1 protein-coding gene is annotated in these 1,537 nt (G+C 68.6%); it reads left to right on the plus strand.

Annotated features, from left to right (window positions below):
- Positions 1–245 precede the first annotated feature (245 nt).
- A partial coding sequence (locus tag I6U14_RS09790) for an IS1634 family transposase (RefSeq protein WP_296898875.1) occupies positions 246–1,537 on the plus strand: 1,292 nt, incomplete at its 3' end.

The raw sequence follows: 1,537 nt of genomic DNA on the forward strand, positions 1-1,537 counted from the left end.
TGTTTCTTCAGTCGTCTGCACTGAATATTGATGTGTGCGTTGTCTTCAGTTCAGTCTTCTGTTGTTGCTATCGTTTTAGTTTTGTTTTAAGGATTCGGCGTCCACCGGAATATATACTGGTTCGCGCGTCGGCAGCGTCAGATGTGTATAAGATGCAGAGGGTAGTTTCGGTGCTCGAATCTGTGGGCACACGAATTGCGCTGATTTCGTTGCTTTCGTGGCGTTGAAATGGCAGGTTCGTGGGTATGTACCTGCGGACCACCCAGCGGCGGAACAAGGACGGCTCCACGGTCCGCTACTTGGCCCTGGCCGAGAACGCGCGGCATCCGGAGAAGGGCCACGTCGAGGCGCGGATCGTCCACCATTTCGGCCGCGCCGATCAGCTCGACCGTGCGGTGCTGGAGCGGCTGGTGGCGAGCATCCGCCGGGTGCTGGCGCGCGACGGTAGTGGGGCCGTCGAGGCGGGTGAGGGCCAAGGCAGCGGCGGCGAGATCGCCATCGAGGCGGTGCACGACCTGGGCGTGCCCCACGTCGTGCGCGAGCTGTGGACCAAGCTCGGCATCGCCGCGGCGATCGCGTCCCGGGTGCAGGGCAAGCGGCAGGCGGCGGCGCACCAGGCCGCCCTGCTGGCGATGGCCGCACAGCGCCTCGACCGGCCCGGCTCCAAGCTCGCCTGCCACGAGCGTTGGCGGGAGCGGGTGTGGTTGCCCGAGGCACGAGCGCTGAGTCTCGGCCAGCTTTACCGGGCCCTCGACCTTCTCACCGAGCACGGCGAGGCGATCGAGGCCGAAGTGTTCTGGCACGGGGCCGAGCTGTTCGACTTCGACGTCGATCTGATCTTCTACGACGCCACCACCGCCTGGTTCGAGACCGACGACGAGGACGTGGCCACCCACGAATGGCGCGGGCTGGAATTCGCCCCCCTGCGCCGCCGCGGCCACAGCAAGGAGGGGCGGGACAACCATCCGCAGGTGGTGATCGCGCTCGCCATCACCCGCGACGGCATGCCGGTCCGCTCCTGGGTCTTCCCCGGCAACACGCCCGACGTCACCGCCGTGGCCAGGATCAAGCGGGATCTGAAGGCGATCCGCCTGGGCCGGACCCTGTTCGTCGGCGATGCCGGGCTCTCCGCCAAGGCCAACCTGGCCGAGCTGAGCCAGGGTGCCGGCTCCTACGTGCTGGCGGTGCCGATCGGCCGCAGCAAGGAGGTCCGCGACGAGGTGCTGAGCCATCCGGGCCGCTATGCCGAGATCGCGCCCCATCTGCGCGCCAAGGAAGTGGTGCTGGGCCAGGGCGAGCGGCGGCGCCGCTACGTGCTTTGCCTCAACGACGACGAAGCCTTTCGCCAACAACAGCGGCGCCGCGCCCTGCCCGCCACCCTCGAGGCCGAGCTCGACGCCCTCGCCGGCGCTCATCCGAAGGCCGCCTCCCGACTTCCCGCCCCCCAGCCCCTCCGCCCGATCCCGACCCACGCCGCGAACCGCCGGCCCCTCCGCCCCCCCCCCCACGCTCCCCCCCCCACCCCACCCCCACCCCA

This window comes from Thiohalocapsa sp. (genome assembly GCF_019695415.1).
Classification (GTDB): domain Bacteria; phylum Pseudomonadota; class Gammaproteobacteria; order Chromatiales; family Chromatiaceae; genus Thiohalocapsa.